Below are 19,674 nucleotides of genomic sequence, written 5' to 3' on the forward strand. Positions count from 1 at the left end.
GCTACACAGCACTGCTGGCCCGCATGACTCACGCCACCACCACTGAACCCACCGCCACCCTCGCCGGCCACTGGGCCGCGCTCACCGACCACGCCATCACTGCCGAACGTCGCTGGCTCAGCGTTCGCGACACACTCGCTAGCCTCTAGGCCCAACACCATGACCCTCCCCGGCACCGACGACCAACAGCACGCCGACGAAGATCACGCCGCTGACCTCCGCGACCGCGGCCGCAGCTGGGCCGAGATCGCCGACGACCTCGGCATCACCACAGCCTCCGCCAAAAAGTACGCAGCCGCGGCCGATCATCGCGCCGCCGAACGATGCGCCCGCAACCAAATCAGCCTGTTCTAACCCTGCGTCCCCCGTAGAATGAACCCCATCGCAACCGAAAGGAGCGCCCCATGCCCACCACCTGGACCCGCACCTACCCCGACCTGTTCGCCGGCCTCACCAACGACCAAGCCGGTAACGTGAGCGCCGCGATCGACAACAATGTCCTCGAAGGCTGGGAACCCACCCGGGACGATATCGCCATCCTCACCGCCCACGCCCGCGGCGACATCACCCGAGACGATCTCCTGCGCGAAGCACGCGGCGAGCTCACCCGCGAACAGCTGGTCAGCATGTCACTCCGCGAGGCCACCACCGCACACATCTGAAGAAGAGCGAGACCCTCGCAGCCCGCGACGCCACCACACCGGTACTCACCGCAGTGGTGGCGTCGCCGTCTCACCACACCATTCGCGACGTAGACAGGCACCATCTCGCGCCATGACCTCACCCTCCGATTGGGACGCCACCTTCATCCCCGGCACCGACGTGCTGGCCAACAAACTCGGCCTCACCGACCGTGACGCGCTCACGCAGCGTGAGTACATCCTGACCGCCGCTATTGAAAGCGAGATCTTCGACGGACGCGTGCCCATCGCCCACACCTACGACACAGACCACCTCCGGGCCCTCCACGCCGCACTGTTCAACAATATCTACGATTGGGCCGGCGTCACCCGCACCTACCCCATGTCCAAAGACGGCATCCCGTTCGCCGAACCACGCCAAATTCCCGCCTACCTCGACGCCGCCGCCAACCTCACATCGCCGACACCGACTGGGACCGCCTCGACCACGGCGGAATCGCGGTCGAAGCAGCCACCACCTACGCCTACCTCAATACCGCACACCCATGGCGTGAAGGCAACGGCAGAAGCTCCAAACTATTTATGCGCCAACTGCTTCGAGACCACGGGCACGACCTCGACTTCGGCAAGATAACACCCCAGCAGTGGAACAATAGCTCAGCGTTGACCATGCCCGATCGCGGCACATTCGAACCCGTCCCCGACTTACTTATTCCCGTCTTCACCCGCATCATCACCACCCACACGCCCCCGGCAACGAACGCCACCCAGGCCGCCGCGGTAGGTCCACTATCCCTCGGCCCCACCACCTCACGCCCACACGCCCACCGAACGGCGACGACTGGACAGCGGCCGTATTGCCGGCCACCTCAGCCCAACCAGAATCCCTCATCCCGGCGAAATCGAGGGCCCACGCCGTAACGATCTCGGGCATACGATCCATGCCAAACGATGACGCCACCACCCGAACCTTTCGGCGTAAGTGGAGCGGACTCCTCCCTCAGCGACGCCGTGGTCGGCCTACGGCGGCGGTTCCCCCGAGGCTCAGCAGGAGTAGTCCAGGGATGATGAAGCATGCGGTGGCGAGGCCGATAGGGATGGCCCGACCGATGAGGTCGGACCAGGAACGTCCGGGGTCCCAGCAGGCCGATCGGGCAGGGTACGGGTTGGGCACCCAGCGGGCCGGTCTGGGTGGGTCACGGGTAATCCCGATGAGCAGGGTTAGGACGGCGCCGAGTGCACCGAACGCGAGGAATCCGCCGATCATGATGGCGGCAAGGTTGGCGTTACTCATGGTGCACCTTCTGCATTCGTTCAGGTCGGGTCTGGGAAAGGTTGTCGGTTGGCGTTTGTCTTAGCATCTGACACTGACACGACGCCACGATTTCTCGGTCGTCACCCCATTCGGGTAGCCGATCCATCGTGGCGCCGTGTCCCACCGAGCCGGGTTTAGTGTCCGTGCGCGCCGGCTGGGGTGTGCAGTTGCGGCCACTGCACGTTCACCCCGGGCACGGCCTTCTGGATCTGTTCGCCGATGGCCCGGGTTCCGTTGTTGATGGCTTGCGCGGCAGCGGGTGCCGCGGGTCCGAGCACCTTGATCGGCGCTTGGGCTTGTTCGCCGGTCCAGCCGACTGACACCTGTTGGCCGGCGATCTGGCCGGACACGTTGACGTCACCTCGAGCGTTGACGACGTAGTCGACATTGGTACCCGGTAGCCCAGCCGCGGACGCGGTGGGTGCGGGAACGTGGACTTCGAACTGGTTGCCGGTGGGGTTGGGCAACTCCGGTGCCGGTTTGCACCCGGTGTTCTTGGAGCCCACGGTGCGGCCGGTGCTTGTAGGTTCTTACCGGGGTCTCCAGTGCCCAGTGCCCAGCTGATCGCTGCACCCAGACGGTGCCGGCGGCACCCGCGCGCGGCGCAGTCGGCAGCGTCAGGCATGCCACCACCCCGCCCGGCCGACCACGCCGTCGCCGTCGCCGTCGCCGAGTCCATCGACGCCTGCTGCTCCCACCGGTGCGGCGGGGACGGGTAGCCCCGTTCCCGCGGGCACTCCCGGCTCGTCGGACCGTACGGAATTCCTGCCGCGCCCCGCGGCGCCACCACCGCACACTTCCGGCAGGACGAGACCCACGGGTTGGCCACCCGCACACTGACATGCGAGGCCGGCACCGTCGTTGTCCACAGTCACCCGCTACAGCCCCCACCATTGCGCTGCGCCCGTTACGCTCAACCGCATGTCCGGGGGGACCCACACGCCAGACGGCGACACACGCACCGACGAGCAACTGCTCGCCGATCACACACGCGGCGACCCGGCAGCCTTCTCCACCCTGATCTCCCGCCACCACAGCCATCTCTGGAACGTCGCCGTACGCACCACCAAAGACCCCGACGACGCCGCCGACGCCCTCCAAGAAGCATTACTGTCGGCCCATCGCACCGCCCACACCTTCCGGGAGGAGGCCCGCGTCTCCAGCTGGCTGCATCGAATAGTGGTGAATGCATCACTGGACCGCTTGCGCCGCAATGCGGCTCGGCACACAGTGCCGCTTCCCGATTTTGATACCGCAGTTCTCGCCGACCGGACCGACGAGTTCCAGCGCGTCGATCTGACGGAGTCGATCCGTCGCGCACTCGACGTACTGCCGGCCGGGCAGCGGGCGGCGGTCATCGCCCTCGACATCGAGGGGTACTCGGTCTCGGAAGCCGCGGAGCTGCTCGGCGTCCCCGAGGGAACCATCAAGAGCCGCAGCTCCCGTGGGCGACTGCGGTTGGCTGCGCTCCTCGGTCACCTCCGCAACGAGTCCCTGCTCGATGAGCCGGAGTGATGCGGCCGTGAAGTATTGTCGACGATTCGATGGAACCGGCGAAGGCCGTGCTGCGTCCAATAGCTCGATGGATTCCAGCACGAGGGATGCGACACGCCCAGGCCTCACGGAAGATGACTCGACGGAAACAGGGGAGCGAGGATGACCGACGCCGATTCCCCCTTCCCCGAACCGCCGTTTTCGGCCGAGCTCCTCGCCGATCTCGATGCCGGGGTCCTCGACCCATACCTCGCTGCGTATATCCGCTCCCGGATCGCCGACGACCCGGCGGCGCAGGAGACGCTCGCCGTGCTCGTACGCCTGCGTGGCGAATTGCGCTCGCTGCCGGTCTCGACCCACCCGGTCCCGGGCTGGGTAGACGCACGAACCCAGCAAACGCTGGCCGCGATCCGGGATGAGGTGTCGGGCCGGCCACCCCCCGGCAATCCTGCCGCCGCGGCCACCGACGTGCGGCCGCTACGTCGCCGACGATCGATTCCATCATCACCGCAGGCCGTGGGTCTGTTGTCGCTGGCGGCCGCCATCCTCGTGGCCGTCGTCGTCGGGGTGATATTGCTGGCCCGGCCCACCGATGCGGGCAGTGGTCCCCTCCACGCGCAGCCGGACCGCACGAGTACCCCGGCGGCTTCGGGCGCCGCAGCCGCGCTGTCGGTCCTCGGACACACCGATTCAGCACCGTTCGCGTCGCGGGCCGCCTTGCTGCGCTGCACCGCCGCCAACGCGGTGCCCTCGTCGACTCCCGTATTCGGGTCCGGCCCGGTCGTCATCGACGGCACCCCGCGCGCGGTGATCCTGCTGGGTACCGGGGTCGCCGGACGCTTCCTCGCACTCGTCGTCGACCCCACCTGCGACACGGGCAATCCGGCCACCATCTCCCGGACCGTGATCGGCGGCTGAACATCTGCCCATGACCCATCTGGCCCGTGACCTGGGTATACCGTTCACCGACACCACCACGCCGCCCGTGACGGTGCCGTCGTCGAGGGGAACATCTCCGCTTACCCTTGTGTTGAAACGCAGGTACGCGAGCCCGAAGGGGCCCCGCGTCACGACACGGAGGACGAATTGACCCAGTCAGATACCCAGCAGGTCCACGAGTTGATCATCGTCGGATCCGGGCCTGCCGGTTACACCGCGGCAATCTATGCGGCGCGTGCCGAGCTTGCCCCGATCGTCTTCGAGGGGACCCAGTTCGGCGGCGCACTGATGACCACCACCGAAGTCGAGAACTTCCCCGGCTTCCAGAACGGTATCCAGGGTCCGGAACTGATGGACGAGATGCGCGAACAGGCCATCCGCTTCGGTGCCGACCTGCGCATGGAGGATGTCGACGAACTGCACCTGCACGGCGAGGTCAAGGAGGTCGTCGCCGGCGGCGAGACCTACCGCGCCCGGGCAGTGATCCTGGCGATGGGCGCGGCCGCCCGCTACCTCGGCATCGAGGGCGAACAGCAACTCCTCGGCCGTGGGGTTTCGTCATGTGCCACGTGTGACGGCTTCTTCTTCAAGGACCAGGACATCGCGGTGATCGGCGGCGGCGACTCGGCTATGGAGGAGGCAACCTTCCTCACCAAGTTCGCACGTACCGTCACCCTGATCCATCGGCGTGACGAATTCCGGGCGTCGCGGATCATGCTCGAGCGCGCCCGGAACAACGACAAGATCCGCTTTGTCACCAACTCTGCGGTCAAGTCGGTCGTCGGCGATGGATCGGTCATCGGTCTCGAACTCATCGACACCCGCACCGGTGACACCCGGACCATCGACGTGACCGGCATGTTCGTCGCGATCGGCCACGACCCGCGCAGCGCACTCGTTCGCGACCAGGTCGACCTCGATTCCGACGGATACGTGCAGGTCGCAGGCCGCACCACCTACACCTCGATACCTGGCGTCTTCGCCGCCGGCGACCTCGTCGACCACACCTACCGCCAGGCGGTCACCGCGGCGGGCAGCGGATGTTCGGCCGCCATCGACGCCGAGCGCTGGCTCGCCGATCAGGGCGATATCGAGCCGACACCCATCGAGGGTGATGTGGTCGTCGTCGACGCCCGCAGCTGACCGGCCGGACTCGTCACCATCCACCACAGACGCCAATCCACACAGGAGGAATCACTCATGGGAGCAAATACCGTCCCCGTCACCGACGCCACATTCAAGGATGCCGTCCTCGACTCGGACAAACCGGTGCTCGTCGACTTCTGGGCCACCTGGTGCGGCCCGTGCCGCATGGTTGCGCCGGTACTCGAGGAGATCGCCGATGCGCACAGCGAGAAGCTGACCGTCGCCAAGCTCGACGTCGACGCCAATCCTGCGACAGCGCGTGACTTCCAGATCATGTCGATCCCGACCATGATCCTGTTCGAGAACGGCAAGCCCACGAAGACGATCGTCGGCGCCAAGGGCAAGGCCGCCCTACTGCGCGAATTGGATTCGGTCGTCGGCAGCAACGCCTGACATCGTGTGACATAGGACGGGCGCTGTCACCAGCATCTGCGCAGGTGACAGCGCCCGTCGCGGTATTGTGACCTCATTCGGTTTGGCCCATGTGGGCCGAACTGAAAGAATGCTCGTGGTTCTGCCGAATGCGATCAGCGTCAAGCACCGGCGTCGAATCGCAATCCGCGCGGACAACGGCCGTCCAGCGCGACCAAGGAGTCTTCAGATGCCACTATTCCGACTGGGTGATCAGGGATCGGCGGTTGTCGAGGTCCGTTCCATCCTCGCCGGACAAGGTCTCCTCCCCACCTCGATCGGTCGGCACGCCGCTGACGAGGGGACCAGTGATCTCTTCGATTCCGACACCGACCAGGCGGTTCGGGCCTTCCAGCAGCGGCGCGGACTGATCGTCGACGGCATCGTCGGTCCGGCGACGTACCGCGCCCTCCGCGAAGCCTCCTATCAGCTCGGTGCCCGCGTGTTGGCGTTCCGCTTCTCGGCACCGATGGTCGGCGACGACGTGGCAACCCTGCAGAGCCGCCTACAGAATCTCGGCTACTACACCGCCCTCGTCGACGGCACCTTCGGCGAGACGACCCACAATGCGGTCTGCCTGTACCAGAGCGAATACGGACTCTTCGCCGACGGTATCTGCGGACCCGCGACCCTGCGATCACTCGAACGTCTCGGCACCCGGGTGACCGGTGGTTCGCCGCTGGCCATTCGAGAAGAAGAGCACGTCCGTCGGTCCGGGCCCCGACTGTCGGGCAAACGAATCGTCATCGACCCGGGATCCGGTGGCCTCCACGATCTCTCGTCCGGCGCACTTGCCGATGACGAAAGTCGGCTGCTCTGGGATCTCGCCGCACGCCTCGAGGGCCGGATGGCTGCCGCCGGCATGGAAACGTTTCTGTCGCACGACGGCCGGGGCCGCCCCACCGACGAAGAACGCGCCCGCGTCGCCAACATGATCGACGCCGACGTGATGATCTCGTTGCGTGTCGGCCACTATCCGAGCGCGACCGCGAACGGAGTGGCCGCCTTCTACTTCGGCAACAGCCACGGCTCATTTTCGACGATCGGCCGCAATCTCGCCGGATTCATCCAGCGCGAGATCGCCGCGCGCACTCCGTTGACCGACTGCCGGACCCACGAACGCACGTGGGAAGTGTTGCGCCTCACCAGAATGCCCGTCGCCATGCTCGACGTCGGATATATCACCAACCCCGACGACGCCGGCGTCCTCGACGACCCCGACTACCGCAACGTGATCGCCGAGGCAATCCTCGTCGCCGTCAAGCGACTTTATCTCCTCGGTGATGACGACCGGCCCACCGGCACTTACACCTTTGCCGATCTTCTTGCCGCCGAAGAGATTTCCTGACGCAACTGCGAAAGACCCTGTAGTGCACCGTATTTCGGTGCAAATCGCATCTACTGACAGCTCAGCTACGTCGACTCAATTGCGTCGACCCACTGGCGCGAAGGTCCGTTCCTTGCCGGTGACGTCGATGGCCGCCATCACGATGAGCTTCTCCAACGCCCCCTCGACCTCTGACTTCCAGCCGAGTCCTTCGTCGAGTTCCAGTCGTAGACGCGGGAACCGAGCATGTGAAGCGACCACGTCAAACCCGGAGTCCTTGAGGAAACCGGCGTCGAGCAGGCATCGCAGACAGAGATCTGTTTGCGGACTGTCCAGAATTTCACGTGCGACGCTGACGATCTCTTCATCGGACCATTCGCTGATGTCGCGCATCCCCGGCGCCGCATCGCTGTCGGGACCAGGTCGCGTCTCGGCACGCTCATCACCTTCGGCGCCGACGGCCTGACTGCCGCCGCCGCCGCGAACAAGTCCGAATGCCTCCACCGCGCGCACACCGCGTCGCATCAAGTCGACGACGACCGCATCCAGGAGGGGAGTGGCGACTTCCTCATAGCCCGGCTCCACGTGAATCGCGGAGAGAAGGACGGCGTCGGCACTCACCGGTGAGGTGGGGAACAGTTGCGAACGCGGAACACGCCCCGGCGGGGCATAGAACGCAGCGCCGACGATCACACCGGTCGCCGGGTCGGTGGCAATCTGACCGCACGCGCCCCACTCCAGTAGCGCCGCGGATATCCACGCTTCCTTGTCGAACTCGCTCTCGAACGCACCATGGTCGGTCGAGAAGCGGGTCAGTGGGTCCCGGGTACCCGGATCGACCTCCCAGAAGACACATCGACGGGCATGCGGCGGCAACGAGTCGAATGACTCCAAACTCAGCCGCGACACCACGGGTTCCATGTCAGATCATCCGTCCCAAATCTGGATCTACGTCGAGACCTGATGTGCCCCAAATACTTTCGGGTCCGGTCGGCGTTCGAACAATCAGATGCGTCACTGTGACGTTACTCCCGGGAGTCCTTGGTCGTGAAAACTCGTCGTCAAAATCACTTCCTCGGATCGATCACGCCGATGATCCGCTGTAGGTCATCCACCGACCCGAACTCGACCACGATCTTGCCCTTACGCTTGCCCAGACTCACGGTCACGCGTGTATCCAACTGGTCCGAGAGACGTTCCGCGAGATCCTGCAACCCCGGCATCTGCATCGGCTTGCGTTTCGCAGTCGAACTCGGCGCTGACGAATCGCCATCGCGATTCGCCAGCGTCACCGCTTCCTCGGTCGCACGCACGGACAGGCCTTCGGCAACGATTCGAGCGGCCAACACCTCCTGCGCGTCACTGCCGGTCTCGAGGGAGAGGAGTGCCCGGGCATGGCCGGCCGAAAGCACACCGGCAGCGACTCGCCGTTGCACCGGGATCGGGAGCTTCAGCAGCCGGATCATGTTGGTGATGACCGGCCGGGAACGGCCCAGCCGCGCCGCCAGTTCTTCATGTGTCACGTCGAACTCCTCGAGCAGCTGCTGGTAGGCCGCCGCTTCTTCGAGGGGATTCAACTGAGCGCGGTGGATGTTCTCCAACAGCGCGTCGCGCAACATTTCGCTGTCCGGCGTCTCGCGCACGATCGCCGGGATGGCGTCGAGTCCGGCCTCCTGACTCGCACGCCACCGGCGCTCGCCCATGACGATCTGATACTCGACGCCGCCTGCGGTCGGCTTCGACAGTTTGCGGACCACGATGGGCTGCATGAGCCCGAACTCGCGAATCGAGTGGATCAATTCGTTGAGGGCGTCCTCGTCGAAGACGGTGCGCGGCTGATGCGGGTTCGGCTGGATGATCTGCGGCGGAAGTTCTCGGTACACCGCCCCGACCTCATCGGGTGTGCCGGCCGGCGTCGGGGGAGTAGGAGCCGAGCTTCCGGAACCGGCGCCCGCTGCGGGGTTCGAGGCTGGGGCATTGCTCGGTGCGGTTGCGCCGGTGGTGCCGGTGCCCAGCACGACATCGGCAGCCGCGGAGCCCAGCTTGGGTGCGGTCGGATCATCATCGGTCGGGCCGGTCGGGATCAACGCCGCCAATCCACGGCCGAGGCCACCACGCCGCTGTACGGTCTCTTTCTGACTCACTTCATTCCTCTCCGAGAGGCTGGTGCTGGAGGTACGTCATCTTCGGTAGTACAGCGTTCAGGACGTACGCGGCGCGATCGTCGAGGCACGCATCGCGACTTCGCGTGCGGCATCGAGATAGCTCATTGATCCACGTGAACCCGGGTCGTATTCGATGATCGTCATGCCGTAGCCGGGCGCCTCGGAGACCTTCACGCTGCGCGGAATGATCGTCGACAGCACCTTGTCGCCGAAGTGCCGACGTACTTCCTCAGCCACCTGGTCGGCAAGCTTGGTGCGGCCGTCATACATCGTCAGCACAATCGTCGACACGTGGAGATCCTTGTTGAGATGCGCTTGAACGAGCTCGATGTTTCGAAGCAGCTGTCCGACGCCTTCGAGCGCGTAGTACTCACACTGGATCGGGATGAGCACCTCACGCGCCGCGACCATCGCGTTGACGGTCAGTAGACCCAGCGATGGCGGGCAATCGATGAAGATGTAGTCGAAGCCGTATTCCTTGATCGCCTCGTCGCTCAGTGCATTACGAAGGCGATTCTCGCGTGCGACCAGCGACACCAACTCGATCTCGGCTCCGGCCAGATCTAGCGTCGCAGGAATGCAGAAAAGATTCGGGTAGCTCGGACTCTGCTTGATGGCTTCGCGGACGCCGACCTCACCGAGGAGCAGTTCGTAGACAGACGCGATGTCGGGCGCCCGATGATCGATGCCAAGGGCCGTGCTCGCATTTCCTTGAGGATCGAGGTCTACGACGAGGACCCGCAAACCATGGACGGCCAGACCTGCCGCCAGGTTCACCGCGGTGGTCGTCTTACCGACCCCACCCTTTTGATTTGCGACCGTGAGCACGCGGGTCGCTCCCGGGCGGGGCAGTTGCCCGGACGCTCCCGGTGTCAGTACCTGGCTCGCGCGTGCCGCCGCGGCGGCGATCGGTGTATCGGCGAGCGAGTTCGCCGATGCGCGGTTCGTGTTCGAGGGGACGGTTTCACGTGAAACGTTCGGGTCTTGCTCGACCACGCTGGGACTCCTTTGCCCGACAAATGACGCGTCACCGGGGATATCCGAGGTGTTCGTTGACGCCCTTCTATTCTGCGCCCTGCGACCGATCCGCACCAATTACCTCCCTGCCCGACGAGCACCTGACCGACGCTGCCGATCCGCCCGCTTCGTTTTCGATGGTTGCGATCTGCTGACCCGATCATTTCGGATGCCTACGACAACCGTAGTCGGCGGGTCGATGATGCCCACACCGCACTGCCGAACCGTCAGGTCCTCGATGCCGAGCCGCTCAACGGCTGCGCGATGCGTCATGATCTCCTCGCTCGCGGACGACCCCTTGATCGCGATCAGACGCCCGCCCGGACGTATCAACGGAGCCGACCACGCAACGAGGCGATCCATCGGAGCAACTGCACGGGACGTCACCACGTCCGCCAGATCAAGCGCGGATCGCACCGAACCATCTTCCGCGCGACCCCGCACGATGGCCACGTCCAGTCCGAGCGACTCCACAACCTCCGCCAAAAAGGTCGTTCGGCGCAGCAGTGGCTCGACCAACGTGATCCGGAGATCGGGGCGCGCCAAGGCCAATGGGATGCCCGGCAGTCCGGCGCCACTCCCGATATCGATGACGGACTGGCCCTGGCCGATCGCTTCGCCGAGCACCGCGCAGTTGACGAGATGCCGATCCCACAGCCGCGGGACCTCACGCGGGCCGATCAGCCCGCGGGCGATTCCGTCGCCGGCGAGTCGCTCGCGATAGAACTCGGCCATTCCCAACCGGTCGCCGAAGACATCCTGTGCCGATGGGGGAGGGGAGTGGTCGGCGTCGACCGCATCCGATTCATCCTGACCCGGCTCGCCAGGACGACTGTCTTCGCCCGCGGACTCTTGTTTCACGTGAAACCCACTCCTATCGTCCTCGGCGATCCGCACGACCGTTTCACGTGAAACACCGAATGACATGTATGTGATTCATGGACCCACAAACGACAAAGTCCCGGCCGAGGCCGGGACTTCATCTTCACTGATCGTCTAGCTGGTGTCACTCGATCTTGATAACCACGACCCGACGCTTGGGCTCGACGCCCTCGCTCTCACTCATCACACCGTCGACCGCGGCAACCGCGTCGTGGACGATCTTGCGCTCGAACGGGGTCATCGGATCCATCGCCTCGCGACCACCATTGTCGCGGACGCGCTCGGCCACGTCGGTGCCGATTCGTGCGAGGCGCTCACGTCGATCCGCCCGCCACCGCGCAATGTCAAGCATCAGCCGGCTGCGATCTCCGGTCACCTGCTGCACGGCCAGCCGCGTCAATTCCTGCAGCGCGTCCAGGATCTCTCCGTTGCGCCCGACCAGCTTCGCGAGATCGTCGCCACCATCGATGCTGACGATCGCGCGGTCGCCGTCGACATCGAGATCGATGTCGCCGTCGAAGTCCAGGACATCGAGCAGCTGTTCCAGATAGTCCCCGGCGATTTCGCCTTCTTCGAACAGCCGGTCACCGTCGTCCGCCTCTTCGTCGTCCGCGTCAGCAGCGTCGGCATCAGCAGCGCCGGCATAGCTCTCGGTCGCATCGCTCTCGACAATGGGGGAGTCGGCTTCGACGGCTACGTTCTGCTCAGCGTTCTGGGGGTCGACGTCCTGAGCATCCGACTCGGTCGCGCCTGGCTCTCCGTGCGTCGTGGTCTCAGCTGTCATCTCTCGGTCCCACCTTCTTGTTCGTAACTGCAATGTCTATCGCGGTCCCCGGCGTGATGCCGGCCCACGGAGCCGAATGGATCAGCGCCGGCCGCCCTTGCGGCCGCTTCGCTTTCCACCCTTCTTCGATGTCTGGTTCTTGGACTTCGGGGCGGACCCGCCGGCGCCCCGCGCTGCCGGTTTCTGGCCCGGTCTGGGCTTGGTATCGGGGACGGCACCGTTCACCGTGGCACCACCGCCATCAGAATCACTCTTGCCGGTTCCGGCCGGGTCGGAGCGTGCGGCGCTCGCGGTGCCGTCGGTATCCGCGGCTGCTCCATCCGTCGCCGTCACTGCGGGCTCCGATCCACCCCGGGACAGAAAGCCCTTGGTGAGCCGGTCCTTCAATGACTCGCTGTTCGGTGTGCCGGCGGTGGCGGTGGCGTCCGAACCCTTCGTCAATTCGACACCACTACCCGAACCGGACCCGCTGCTCGAGCCCCCATCCTGGGCGTCGTCCGGCTTCTTCGACCGATCGGGCTTCACCCCCGGCTTGGGCGCATTGGCTTTCAACTTCTCTTGCTTGGCGACGCGCGCTTCTTCCTCTTCGCGCGCGATCCGGCCGAACACGAGATGTTGCTGACCATAGGTCCAGACGTTGTTACTCATCCAGTACAGAAGGATGGCGACGGGGAAGAACGCACCGGTCACGAGGATGCCGAGCGGGAAGACGTAGAGCGCCAACAGATTCATCATGCGGGTCTGCGGATTCTCCAGCGCAGCCTCCGGCTGACGTGCGACGGACGCCCGTGAGTTCATGTGCGTGGCGATCGAGGCGATGATCATCATCGGGATGACGACGATCGCGATGTCGACCCGGGTGAAGTCGATCGGATGTCCGGGCTGGACGAATGCGGTCCATTCGGTCTTGGGCTCGGTGATGAACGAGGAGAGCGGAACCCCGAAGAGTCGAGCGTCGAGGAAGTTCTGCACCTGGTCGACGTTGAAGATGTAGTTGCCGGACGCTCTGGTCTGCTCCGGCGTCATTCCGAGTTGGCCCATGCCCGTCGCGGTGCGGTTGAACGACCGCAACACGTGGAACAAACCGATGAACACGGGAACCTGCAGGAGCATCGGCAAGCAGCCGAGCAGGGGATTGAACCCGTGCTCCTTCTGCAGTTTCTGCATCTCCTCGGTCATCTTGACGCGATCCTTGGCGTACTTCTTCCGGATCGCCTGCAGCTGCGGATTGATCTCCTGCATCTTCTTCGTGGTGCGGATCTGCTTCACGAAGGGCTTGTAGAGGATGGCGCGCAGGGTGAACACAAGGAACACGACCGACAGTGCCCACGCGACGCCGTCACCGCCGGGGGAGTTGGGCGTGATGAAGTCGAACAGCCAGTGCCAGAACCACATGATCGCGGATACCGGCCAATAGATGAAGTTCAGCACGGGTCAGCTATCCCTCACTTCCATAGATGCGCGAACGCCGCAATCGGCGATGCGATACGACGTTTCCGCCGCAGTATTCGGACCAGCTGCGTTCGGTCCGACTGGGTCCGTCACCGGCGCACGATGCCGGAACCCACGTTCGGGCACCGGGTCATAACCAGGTTTGTGCCACGGCCCACATTTGAGCAGCCGCAGGATCGATAATGCTCCGCCGTGGACGAAGCCGCGGGTGGTGAGCGCCTCCACCGCATACGCCGAGCAGGTCGGTTCGAACCGGCACGTCGGCAGCCGCAACGGCGACACCCACGTTCGGTACAGCTCGATGAGAAAGATCATCGCGTTGCGCGGGAACAGATACAGCCACCGTCGCACACCTCTACCGGCATCATCCGACGACCGCGGACCGGACTCTCGCACTTCCGCGGTCATACCGGGCCACCGAAGTCGGTGATCGTTGTCGTCAATTCACGAACCCGCTTGCGCGCCAAAACTTCTCGCAACTGGACGGCCAGTTCGTCGCTGGTGCGTTCAGCCGCCCCGGGCAGGGCCCGGACGACGACGAACGATTCGGGGGCCGGCACCGCAGCAGACACCTCGCGGAACGCCGCCCGAAGTCGACGGGCCACACGGTGACGGATCACCGCCGGTCCCACAGACTTACTGACGATCAAACCGAGCCAGGGGCCACCGGCCATCGCGAGCCGGTTACGGCGTCCCGACGGATCCGGCCACGCGCCCGGTACCACCGCGACGCTGACCACCAGATCACGCGTCGAAGACCGCACGCCGCGTTTCAGCGTGCGGGAGAAGTCGGACCCGCGAGTGATCCGATGTTGGGCCGTCATCATCGAGCAACACGAAGCCGGTCGGACACCAGGTCGCGACCGGCAGCGTAGATCGAGATCAGGCCGTGAGCTTCGTGCGGCCCTTGGTACGACGGCTGTTGACGATGGCACGACCCGCACGGGTGCGCATACGCAACCGGAAGCCGTGCACGCGTGCGCGACGACGATTGTTGGGCTGGAAAGTCCGCTTTCCCTTGGCCACGGTGACTCCTTGTGCTCGGTGACATGGGCGCGCCGCCTTGTGCGCGTTCCCACATCCTGTGGTGGTCTCTGCTTATCCTGATTCGGTGCCGGACTCATGCCGGTTGGTGGCGCCGCTCCCATTGCCGGCGAACCTCGACAGCACTGGTAACGACGTGATCCACCGCAAATCCGCAACCTGGATGACCAGTCGAGAGTACGGGAGTCGACCCGACCAAATCAAACGCGGGGTTTTGCCGCAGGCCAACGCCGTCTGTACCTGATCGACTGCCGCCGGTTCACCCGTTCGACGGATTACGACGCGGATTTCGTTGTCGGGGCACGACAGGGTCTGTTACCGTTCTCGAAGGCAAGCTGCACTCGCGGCGAGCGGTGTCGACGAACCCGCCTGGCCTGTCCGCCGTTCCCCTTTTATTCACAGCTGTGGATAACTGTGTGGACAAGTCCGTTACACAGGGTCAAGGTGGTATCCGTCCGCACCGATACTGGTAGTTTCATCGTGGCGGAAGCCGGAACGTACGCCACATCGAGGACTGGCGTCGCATGCACGGTACGTGCCCGGTGACCAGCGCGGAACGTGCCCGGTGACCTCACCGGCGTTCACACCAGACGTCGAGCAGGAGGTTCACTGTGACATCAGATCGCGACTCCTTCGGCGAGGTCTGGGCCCAGGTCGTCGCCGAACTCAACAACGACGCCGCCAACCACGAACCGCTCAGCCGGCAGCAAAAGGCGTGGTTGTCCCTTGTTCAGCCACTCAACCTGGCTGAGGGCTTCGCACTGCTGGCCGTGCCGACCCCGCTCGTGCAGGAACAGATCGAACGCAATCTGCGCGACACGATCCGTGCCACCTTGAGTCGCCACCTCGGCCAACCGGTCGACCTGGGTGTGCGCACCGCCACCCCGGCCCCGGTCGTCGAGGCCGCCGCAGATCTCGGGACCCCGGCGCCGACGGTGTTCGACGAGGCCACCCGCGTCCTCCCACACGATCCCGGCATCGACGGCGCCGCACCCGCCGATCCCTTCGGCAAGACCGGCGCCACCGGGTCGTTGCCCGACACCTTTCCGTCGCCCGCACACAACGGGGGGACGGCGGAGACATCGGATCGCGGTACCGGCCCGTCACCCGGGGCCCAGTGGTCGTCGTACTTCGCCGAGCGCCCGACCGGCTCGGCGGGGTCGTCGAGCTCACCGGTGAGTCTCAACCCGAAGTACACCTTCGACACCTTCGTCATCGGCGCCTCCAACCGTTTTGCCCACGCCTCCGCGGTCGCCGTGGCCGAGGCCCCGGCGCGCGCGTACAACCCCCTGTTCATCTGGGGCGAGTCCGGTCTGGGCAAGACCCACCTCCTTCACGCGGCCGGTCACTACGCGCAACGCCTCTTCCCCGGGATGCGGGTCAAGTACGTCTCCACCGAAGAATTCACCAACGACTTCATCAACTCGCTGCGTGATGATCGCCGCGTCGCTTTCAAACGGCGCTACCGCGACGTCGATATCCTTCTCGTCGACGACATCCAGTTCCTGATCGGCAAAGAAGGCATCCAGGAAGAGTTCTTCCACACCTTCAACACCCTCCACAACACCAGCAAACAGATCGTCATCTCGTCCGATCGACCGCCCAAACAGCTTGCGACGCTTGAGGATCGGCTCCGAACCCGGTTCGAATGGGGGCTCATCACCGACGTCCAGCCGCCGGATCTGGAAACGCGTATCGCCATCTTGCGCAAGAAAGCGCAGATGGACAACATCGCCGTGCCCGACGACGTGCTCGAGCTGATCGCCTCCAAGATCGAACGCAACATCCGCGAGCTCGAGGGTGCGCTGATCCGCGTCACCGCCTTTGCCTCGCTGAACAACACCGAGCTCGACAAATCGCTCGCCGACGTCGTCCTGCAGGCCTTGCTCCCCAACTCGGGAACCCTCGAGATCAGTGCCGCGGGCATTCTGGCGATCACTGCCGAGTACTTCGACATCTCCGTCGACGAACTCCGTGGGCCGGGCAAGACCAGGGCGATCGCCCAGGCGCGGCAGATCTCGATGTATCTGTGCCGCGAGCTCACCGACCTGTCGCTGCCGAAGATCGGTGAAACCTTCGACCGCGACCACACCACGGTGATGTATGCCGAGCGCAAGATCCGCAAGGAGATGGCCGAGCGACGCAAGGTCTACGACCACGTCCAGGAACTCACCGCTCGAATCAAACAACGCGCCGACCGCTGACCCTCCGGGCTGCCGTCCCCGCTCTGCACCGTCCCCGCTCTGCCGGTGCCGCCCTACGCGGCGCCTGGTACCGCCCGCGCCTCATACTGCCCCGCGGTTTCCGCGTCCACAGTTTCCGCGCCCTGCGGGTCCGCACAACCGCAAACCCTCGAGGTGCGCCCGAGCGTTTCGCGCGGGCGACGGTCGTCGTCGTGCCTTCGGATCGGCGGGATTCGGCGCCGAATCCCCACTGCCGAGCCTGTGGATACACCTTGGGATCGACGGCCCGGATCTGTGCATGGATGGTGGACGGGAGACGAACAACAACCTTCATCCACATCGGCACCCCCAACACCCCACGACTCATCCACCGACACTCCACATCCGGATCCGGCACGTACGCTCGGCGAACACCAGGATCTCCACAGGATCCACAGGACCTATGACTATTGTTGATTTCTCTTTCAAGAGATCTGTTTTGAAGAAGGATGTGTGTACACACCCACACCGGCCGCACTCGCCGACATCGCCTCGTCGCGGCGTGGCGACTTGACCCCAACCACCCACCTACACGCTTCGTCGTTCTAGAGTGGGAACTCCCGATTCTGGTCGGTCGCGTCTTCGACTGTGTCGGCCCGCGAATCGGTACGAGCCCAGAACGACCAAGGCAGATGAGAGAAGGGCGCACCCTAAGTCATGAAGTTTCGTGTCGCGCGCGACCAGTTCGCCGATTCCGTCGCCTGGGTTGCCCGAAGCCTGCCGTCCCGTCCGCCGGTCCCGGTACTCGGCTGTGTCGTCCTCGACGCTCCCGATGAGGCGGGCTCCGGTGACGCCAACGCCGGGCTGACGATCTCGGGTTTCGACTACGAGGTGTCGGCCCAGGAATCGATCGCGGCCGAGATCGCCGAGCCCGGCAAGGTGCTGGTCTCGGGCCGGCTCCTCGCCGATATCACCCGGGCCCTGCCCAACAAGCCGGTCGATGTGACGCTGGATGGCTCCCGGGTCACGATCACCTGCGGTAGCGCAAAGTTCTCCCTGCCGACGATGCCCGTCGAGGACTACCCACAGCTACCCGATGTACCCACCGTCACCGGGTCGATCCCGGCGGGCTTGTTCGCCGAGGCGGTGTCGCAGGTCGCGGTGGCCGCCGGCCGCGACGACACACTGCCGATGCTCACCGGTGTCCGGGTCGAGATCGAGGGCAACACCGTCGTACTGGCAGCCACCGACCGCTTCCGGCTCGCGGTGCGTGAACTCGAGTGGCAGCCCAATCAGCCCGACGTCAGTGGTGCGGTTCTCGTGCCGGCCAAGACGCTGTCGGAAAGCGCGAAGACCGCCGGCGCCGAGGGCACCGGATCGGTGCGTCTGGCGTTCGGTGCGGGTGACGGCGTCGGCGCCGAGGGCATCATGGGCATTCTCGGTGAGGCCAAACAGAACACCACGCGTCTGCTCGACGCCGAGTTCCCCAAGTTCCGCCAGCTGCTGCCCGCGGCGCACACCGCGGTCGCGACGGTCGAGAGTGCGCCGTTGATCGAGGCGATCAAGCGGGTCGCCCTCGTCGCCGAGCGCGGTGCCCAGGTCCGGATGGAGTTCACCGAGGGATCCGTGCTGCTCACCGCCGGTGGCGATGAGGCAGGTAAGGCAGAGGAAGAACTTCCGGTCGAGTTCCGTGGCGAGCCGCTGACGATCGCATTCAATCCCGGCTATCTGCAAGATGGCCTCTCGGCGATCAACGCCAAATCGGTCGACTTCGGGTTCACCACGCCGAGCCGTCCCGCCGTGTTGCGGATATCGACCGGTGATGAGCCGGTCGCCGACGAGTCGGGTGCGTTCGTCGCCCCCGACAGCGCCTTCAGCTATCTGCTGATGCCGGTGCGCCTGCCTGGCTGAACCGGCCTCCGCAGGACCGAAGCCCGGGTACCGACCACAACCTCGGAAGGATCTCGAATGCAGCTGGGACTCGTTGGTCTGGGAAAGATGGGTGCCAACATGGCCACCCGTATCGTCGGAGCGGGCCATGAGGTGATCGGTTACGATCCGCGTCCCGACGTCTCCGACGTCGGCTCACTCGCCGATCTGGTCGACGCTCTCGAGGCGCCGCGCGCGATCTGGGTGATGGTTCCGTCCGGGGATCCCACACGGACCACGATTGCCTCGCTCGGCAAGCTACTCGCCCCCGGCGACATCGTCATCGACGGTGGCAATTCTCGCTACACCGACGATCTTGAACACGCAAAAGTGTTGCAGGCCAATGGGATCGGGTATATCGATTGTGGTGTGTCGGGTGGCGTCTGGGGCCTGGACAACGGTTACGGCCTGATGGCCGGTGGGGCAAACGTCGACATCGAGCGCCTTCTGCCGGTCTTTGATGCGCTGCGCCCCGAAGGTGAGCGTGCCGACGGATTCGTGCATGCCGGTCCGGTCGGTGCCGGTCACTACGCGAAGATGGTGCACAACGGCATCGAGTACGGGCTGATGCATGCCTACGGCGAAGGATATGAACTCCTGTCGGCCGAGCCGCTGATCACCGACGTCGAGGGCACGCTGCGCGCCTGGACCCACGGCACCGTCATCCGGTCCTGGCTGCTCGATCTGCTAGTCCGGGCACTGCAAGAGGATCCGGGTCTGGCCGAGATCTCCGATTACACAACCGACTCCGGTGAAGGCCGGTGGACGGTCGAGGAGGCCATCCGCCATTCGGTTCCGGCCAATGTGATCTCGGCCGCGCTGTTCGCCCGCTTCGCGTCGCGTCAGGATGACTCACCGGCATTGAAAGCCGTTTCGGCACTGCGTAATCAGTTCGGCGGGCACGCCGTCCACGACACCGCAGGCCGCGCGGTCGGCGAGACCGGCTCGCCGCCGACCGCCGGGTAA

General features: G+C 65.0%; 21 protein-coding genes and 1 pseudogene. 11 read left to right on the forward strand and 11 right to left on the reverse strand.

All coding sequences use genetic code 11. The annotated features are described in order from the left end of the window. The first annotated feature begins 159 nt into the window (after positions 1-159). The 3 genes from ACPXB3_RS05150 (at position 160) to ACPXB3_RS05160 (ending at position 1,562) form a co-directional block, all read left to right on the forward strand. Positions 160-354: a hypothetical protein gene (locus ACPXB3_RS05150; RefSeq protein WP_425705351.1), complete on the forward strand. Its 195-nt coding sequence runs from the start codon at positions 160-162 to the stop codon at positions 352-354. A 50-nt stretch (positions 355-404) separates the two neighbouring features. Further along, the gene (locus ACPXB3_RS05155) at positions 405-662 is read left to right on the forward strand and encodes a hypothetical protein (RefSeq protein WP_425705352.1); all 258 of its coding nucleotides are present in this window, start codon (positions 405-407) and stop codon (positions 660-662) included. A gap of 333 nt (positions 663-995) precedes the next feature. Beyond that, a complete protein-coding gene (locus ACPXB3_RS05160; protein ID WP_425726776.1) occupies positions 996-1,562 on the forward strand; it encodes a Fic family protein in 567 nt (188 codons plus the stop codon). Between the two features lie 79 nt (positions 1,563-1,641). On the opposite strand, the gene ACPXB3_RS05165 is transcribed toward ACPXB3_RS05160, so the two are convergent. Both ACPXB3_RS05165 and ACPXB3_RS05170 read right to left on the reverse strand, forming a co-directional pair. Next, positions 1,642-1,935: a hypothetical protein gene (locus ACPXB3_RS05165; RefSeq protein ID WP_425726778.1), complete on the reverse strand. Its 294-nt coding sequence runs from the start codon at positions 1,933-1,935 to the stop codon at positions 1,642-1,644. 155 nt (positions 1,936-2,090) lie between these two features. Continuing rightward, the gene (locus ACPXB3_RS05170) at positions 2,091-2,462 is read right to left on the reverse strand and encodes a hypothetical protein (protein WP_425726779.1); all 372 of its coding nucleotides are present in this window, start codon (positions 2,460-2,462) and stop codon (positions 2,091-2,093) included. Between the two features lie 415 nt (positions 2,463-2,877). Here ACPXB3_RS05170 and sigM point away from each other — a divergent pair, with 415 nt between their 5' ends. From sigM to ACPXB3_RS05195, 5 genes are all read left to right on the forward strand, one after another. After that, positions 2,878-3,471, forward strand: coding sequence for an RNA polymerase sigma factor SigM (gene sigM, locus ACPXB3_RS05175; protein WP_425705356.1), 594 nt, complete (start codon positions 2,878-2,880; stop codon positions 3,469-3,471). 141 nt (positions 3,472-3,612) lie between these two features. Beyond that, positions 3,613-4,368, forward strand: coding sequence for a hypothetical protein (locus ACPXB3_RS05180; RefSeq protein WP_425726781.1), 756 nt, complete (start codon positions 3,613-3,615; stop codon positions 4,366-4,368). 168 nt (positions 4,369-4,536) lie between these two features. After that, complete coding sequence (trxB, locus tag ACPXB3_RS05185) at positions 4,537-5,532, forward strand: thioredoxin-disulfide reductase (RefSeq protein ID WP_425726783.1); 996 nt, start codon at positions 4,537-4,539, stop codon at positions 5,530-5,532. 18 nt (positions 5,533-5,550) lie between these two features. Then, positions 5,551-5,928 (forward strand): thioredoxin, encoded by a 378-nt coding sequence (gene trxA, locus ACPXB3_RS05190; protein WP_425705433.1) that lies wholly within the window; start codon positions 5,551-5,553, stop codon positions 5,926-5,928. 208 nt (positions 5,929-6,136) lie between these two features. Further along, complete coding sequence (locus ACPXB3_RS05195; RefSeq protein WP_425705359.1) at positions 6,137-7,294, forward strand: peptidoglycan-binding protein; 1,158 nt, start codon at positions 6,137-6,139, stop codon at positions 7,292-7,294. Between the two features lie 75 nt (positions 7,295-7,369). On the opposite strand, the gene ACPXB3_RS05200 is transcribed toward ACPXB3_RS05195, so the two are convergent. From ACPXB3_RS05200 to rpmH, 9 genes are all read right to left on the reverse strand, one after another. After that, positions 7,370-8,194 (reverse strand): hypothetical protein, encoded by an 825-nt coding sequence (locus ACPXB3_RS05200; RefSeq protein ID WP_425726784.1) that lies wholly within the window; start codon positions 8,192-8,194, stop codon positions 7,370-7,372. 146 nt (positions 8,195-8,340) lie between these two features. Next, positions 8,341-9,417, reverse strand: coding sequence for a ParB/RepB/Spo0J family partition protein (locus ACPXB3_RS05205; protein ID WP_425726786.1), 1,077 nt, complete (start codon positions 9,415-9,417; stop codon positions 8,341-8,343). A 57-nt stretch (positions 9,418-9,474) separates the two neighbouring features. Next, the gene (locus ACPXB3_RS05210; RefSeq protein WP_425705434.1) at positions 9,475-10,434 is read right to left on the reverse strand and encodes a ParA family protein; all 960 of its coding nucleotides are present in this window, start codon (positions 10,432-10,434) and stop codon (positions 9,475-9,477) included. Between the two features lie 99 nt (positions 10,435-10,533). Then, positions 10,534-11,190, reverse strand: a complete 657-nt coding sequence (rsmG, locus tag ACPXB3_RS05215) for a 16S rRNA (guanine(527)-N(7))-methyltransferase RsmG (protein ID WP_425705435.1) — start codon at positions 11,188-11,190, stop codon at positions 10,534-10,536. A gap of 271 nt (positions 11,191-11,461) precedes the next feature. Then, positions 11,462-12,121: a protein jag gene (locus ACPXB3_RS05220; protein ID WP_425726788.1), complete on the reverse strand. Its 660-nt coding sequence runs from the start codon at positions 12,119-12,121 to the stop codon at positions 11,462-11,464. An 81-nt stretch (positions 12,122-12,202) separates the two neighbouring features. After that, positions 12,203-13,552, reverse strand: a complete 1,350-nt coding sequence (gene yidC / locus ACPXB3_RS05225) for a membrane protein insertase YidC (protein WP_425726790.1) — start codon at positions 13,550-13,552, stop codon at positions 12,203-12,205. A gap of 3 nt (positions 13,553-13,555) precedes the next feature. Next, positions 13,556-13,888, reverse strand: a complete 333-nt coding sequence (gene yidD / locus ACPXB3_RS05230) for a membrane protein insertion efficiency factor YidD (protein ID WP_425705436.1) — start codon at positions 13,886-13,888, stop codon at positions 13,556-13,558. An 89-nt stretch (positions 13,889-13,977) separates the two neighbouring features. Beyond that, entirely contained in the window at positions 13,978-14,400 is a 423-nt protein-coding gene (rnpA, locus tag ACPXB3_RS05235; RefSeq protein ID WP_425705364.1) for a ribonuclease P protein component, read from the reverse strand. Between the two features lie 55 nt (positions 14,401-14,455). After that, positions 14,456-14,599, reverse strand: coding sequence for a 50S ribosomal protein L34 (gene rpmH / locus ACPXB3_RS05240; protein WP_425705365.1), 144 nt, complete (start codon positions 14,597-14,599; stop codon positions 14,456-14,458). Between the two features lie 629 nt (positions 14,600-15,228). On the opposite strand from rpmH, the gene dnaA reads away from it, so the two are divergent. The 3 genes and pseudogenes from dnaA to gnd all read left to right on the forward strand — a co-directional run. Then, on the forward strand, positions 15,229-16,821 hold the full coding sequence (dnaA, locus tag ACPXB3_RS05245) for a chromosomal replication initiator protein DnaA (protein WP_425705366.1): 1,593 nt from the start codon (positions 15,229-15,231) through the stop codon (positions 16,819-16,821). A 675-nt stretch (positions 16,822-17,496) separates the two neighbouring features. Next, positions 17,497-18,690 carry a DNA polymerase III subunit beta gene (gene dnaN / locus ACPXB3_RS05250; protein ID WP_425705367.1) on the forward strand — a complete coding sequence of 398 codons (1,194 nt, stop codon included), beginning with the start codon at positions 17,497-17,499 and terminating at the stop codon, positions 18,688-18,690. A gap of 18 nt (positions 18,691-18,708) precedes the next feature. Continuing rightward, positions 18,709-19,674 (forward strand): annotated as a pseudogene (gene gnd / locus ACPXB3_RS05255) (phosphogluconate dehydrogenase (NAD(+)-dependent, decarboxylating)); the annotation flags it as partial.

Source organism: Gordonia sp. DT219, from assembly GCF_049847065.1.
Lineage (GTDB): Bacteria > Actinomycetota > Actinomycetes > Mycobacteriales > Mycobacteriaceae > Gordonia.

Bases quoted from the DNA above. Each gene is read 5' to 3' on its own strand.
- rnpA (WP_425705364.1), bottom strand. From the start codon at position 14,400: ATGATGACGGCCCAACATCGGATCACTCGCGGGTCCGACTTCTCCCGC.
- ACPXB3_RS05200 (WP_425726784.1), bottom strand. From the start codon at position 8,194: ATGGAACCCGTGGTGTCGCGGCTGAGTTTGGAGTCATTCGACTCGTTG.
- dnaN (WP_425705367.1), top strand. From the start codon at position 17,497: ATGAAGTTTCGTGTCGCGCGCGACCAGTTCGCCGATTCCGTCGCCTGG.
- ACPXB3_RS05195 (WP_425705359.1), top strand. From the start codon at position 6,137: ATGCCACTATTCCGACTGGGTGATCAGGGATCGGCGGTTGTCGAGGTC.
- ACPXB3_RS05155 (WP_425705352.1), top strand. From the start codon at position 405: ATGCCCACCACCTGGACCCGCACCTACCCCGACCTGTTCGCCGGCCTC.
- ACPXB3_RS05180 (WP_425726781.1), top strand. From the start codon at position 3,613: ATGACCGACGCCGATTCCCCCTTCCCCGAACCGCCGTTTTCGGCCGAG.
- ACPXB3_RS05165 (WP_425726778.1), bottom strand. From the start codon at position 1,935: ATGAGTAACGCCAACCTTGCCGCCATCATGATCGGCGGATTCCTCGCG.
- yidD (WP_425705436.1), bottom strand. From the start codon at position 13,888: ATGATCTTTCTCATCGAGCTGTACCGAACGTGGGTGTCGCCGTTGCGG.
- sigM (WP_425705356.1), top strand. From the start codon at position 2,878: ATGTCCGGGGGGACCCACACGCCAGACGGCGACACACGCACCGACGAG.
- rsmG (WP_425705435.1), bottom strand. From the start codon at position 11,190: ATGGCCGAGTTCTATCGCGAGCGACTCGCCGGCGACGGAATCGCCCGC.
- ACPXB3_RS05150 (WP_425705351.1), top strand. From the start codon at position 160: ATGACCCTCCCCGGCACCGACGACCAACAGCACGCCGACGAAGATCAC.
- ACPXB3_RS05220 (WP_425726788.1), bottom strand. From the start codon at position 12,121: ATGACAGCTGAGACCACGACGCACGGAGAGCCAGGCGCGACCGAGTCG.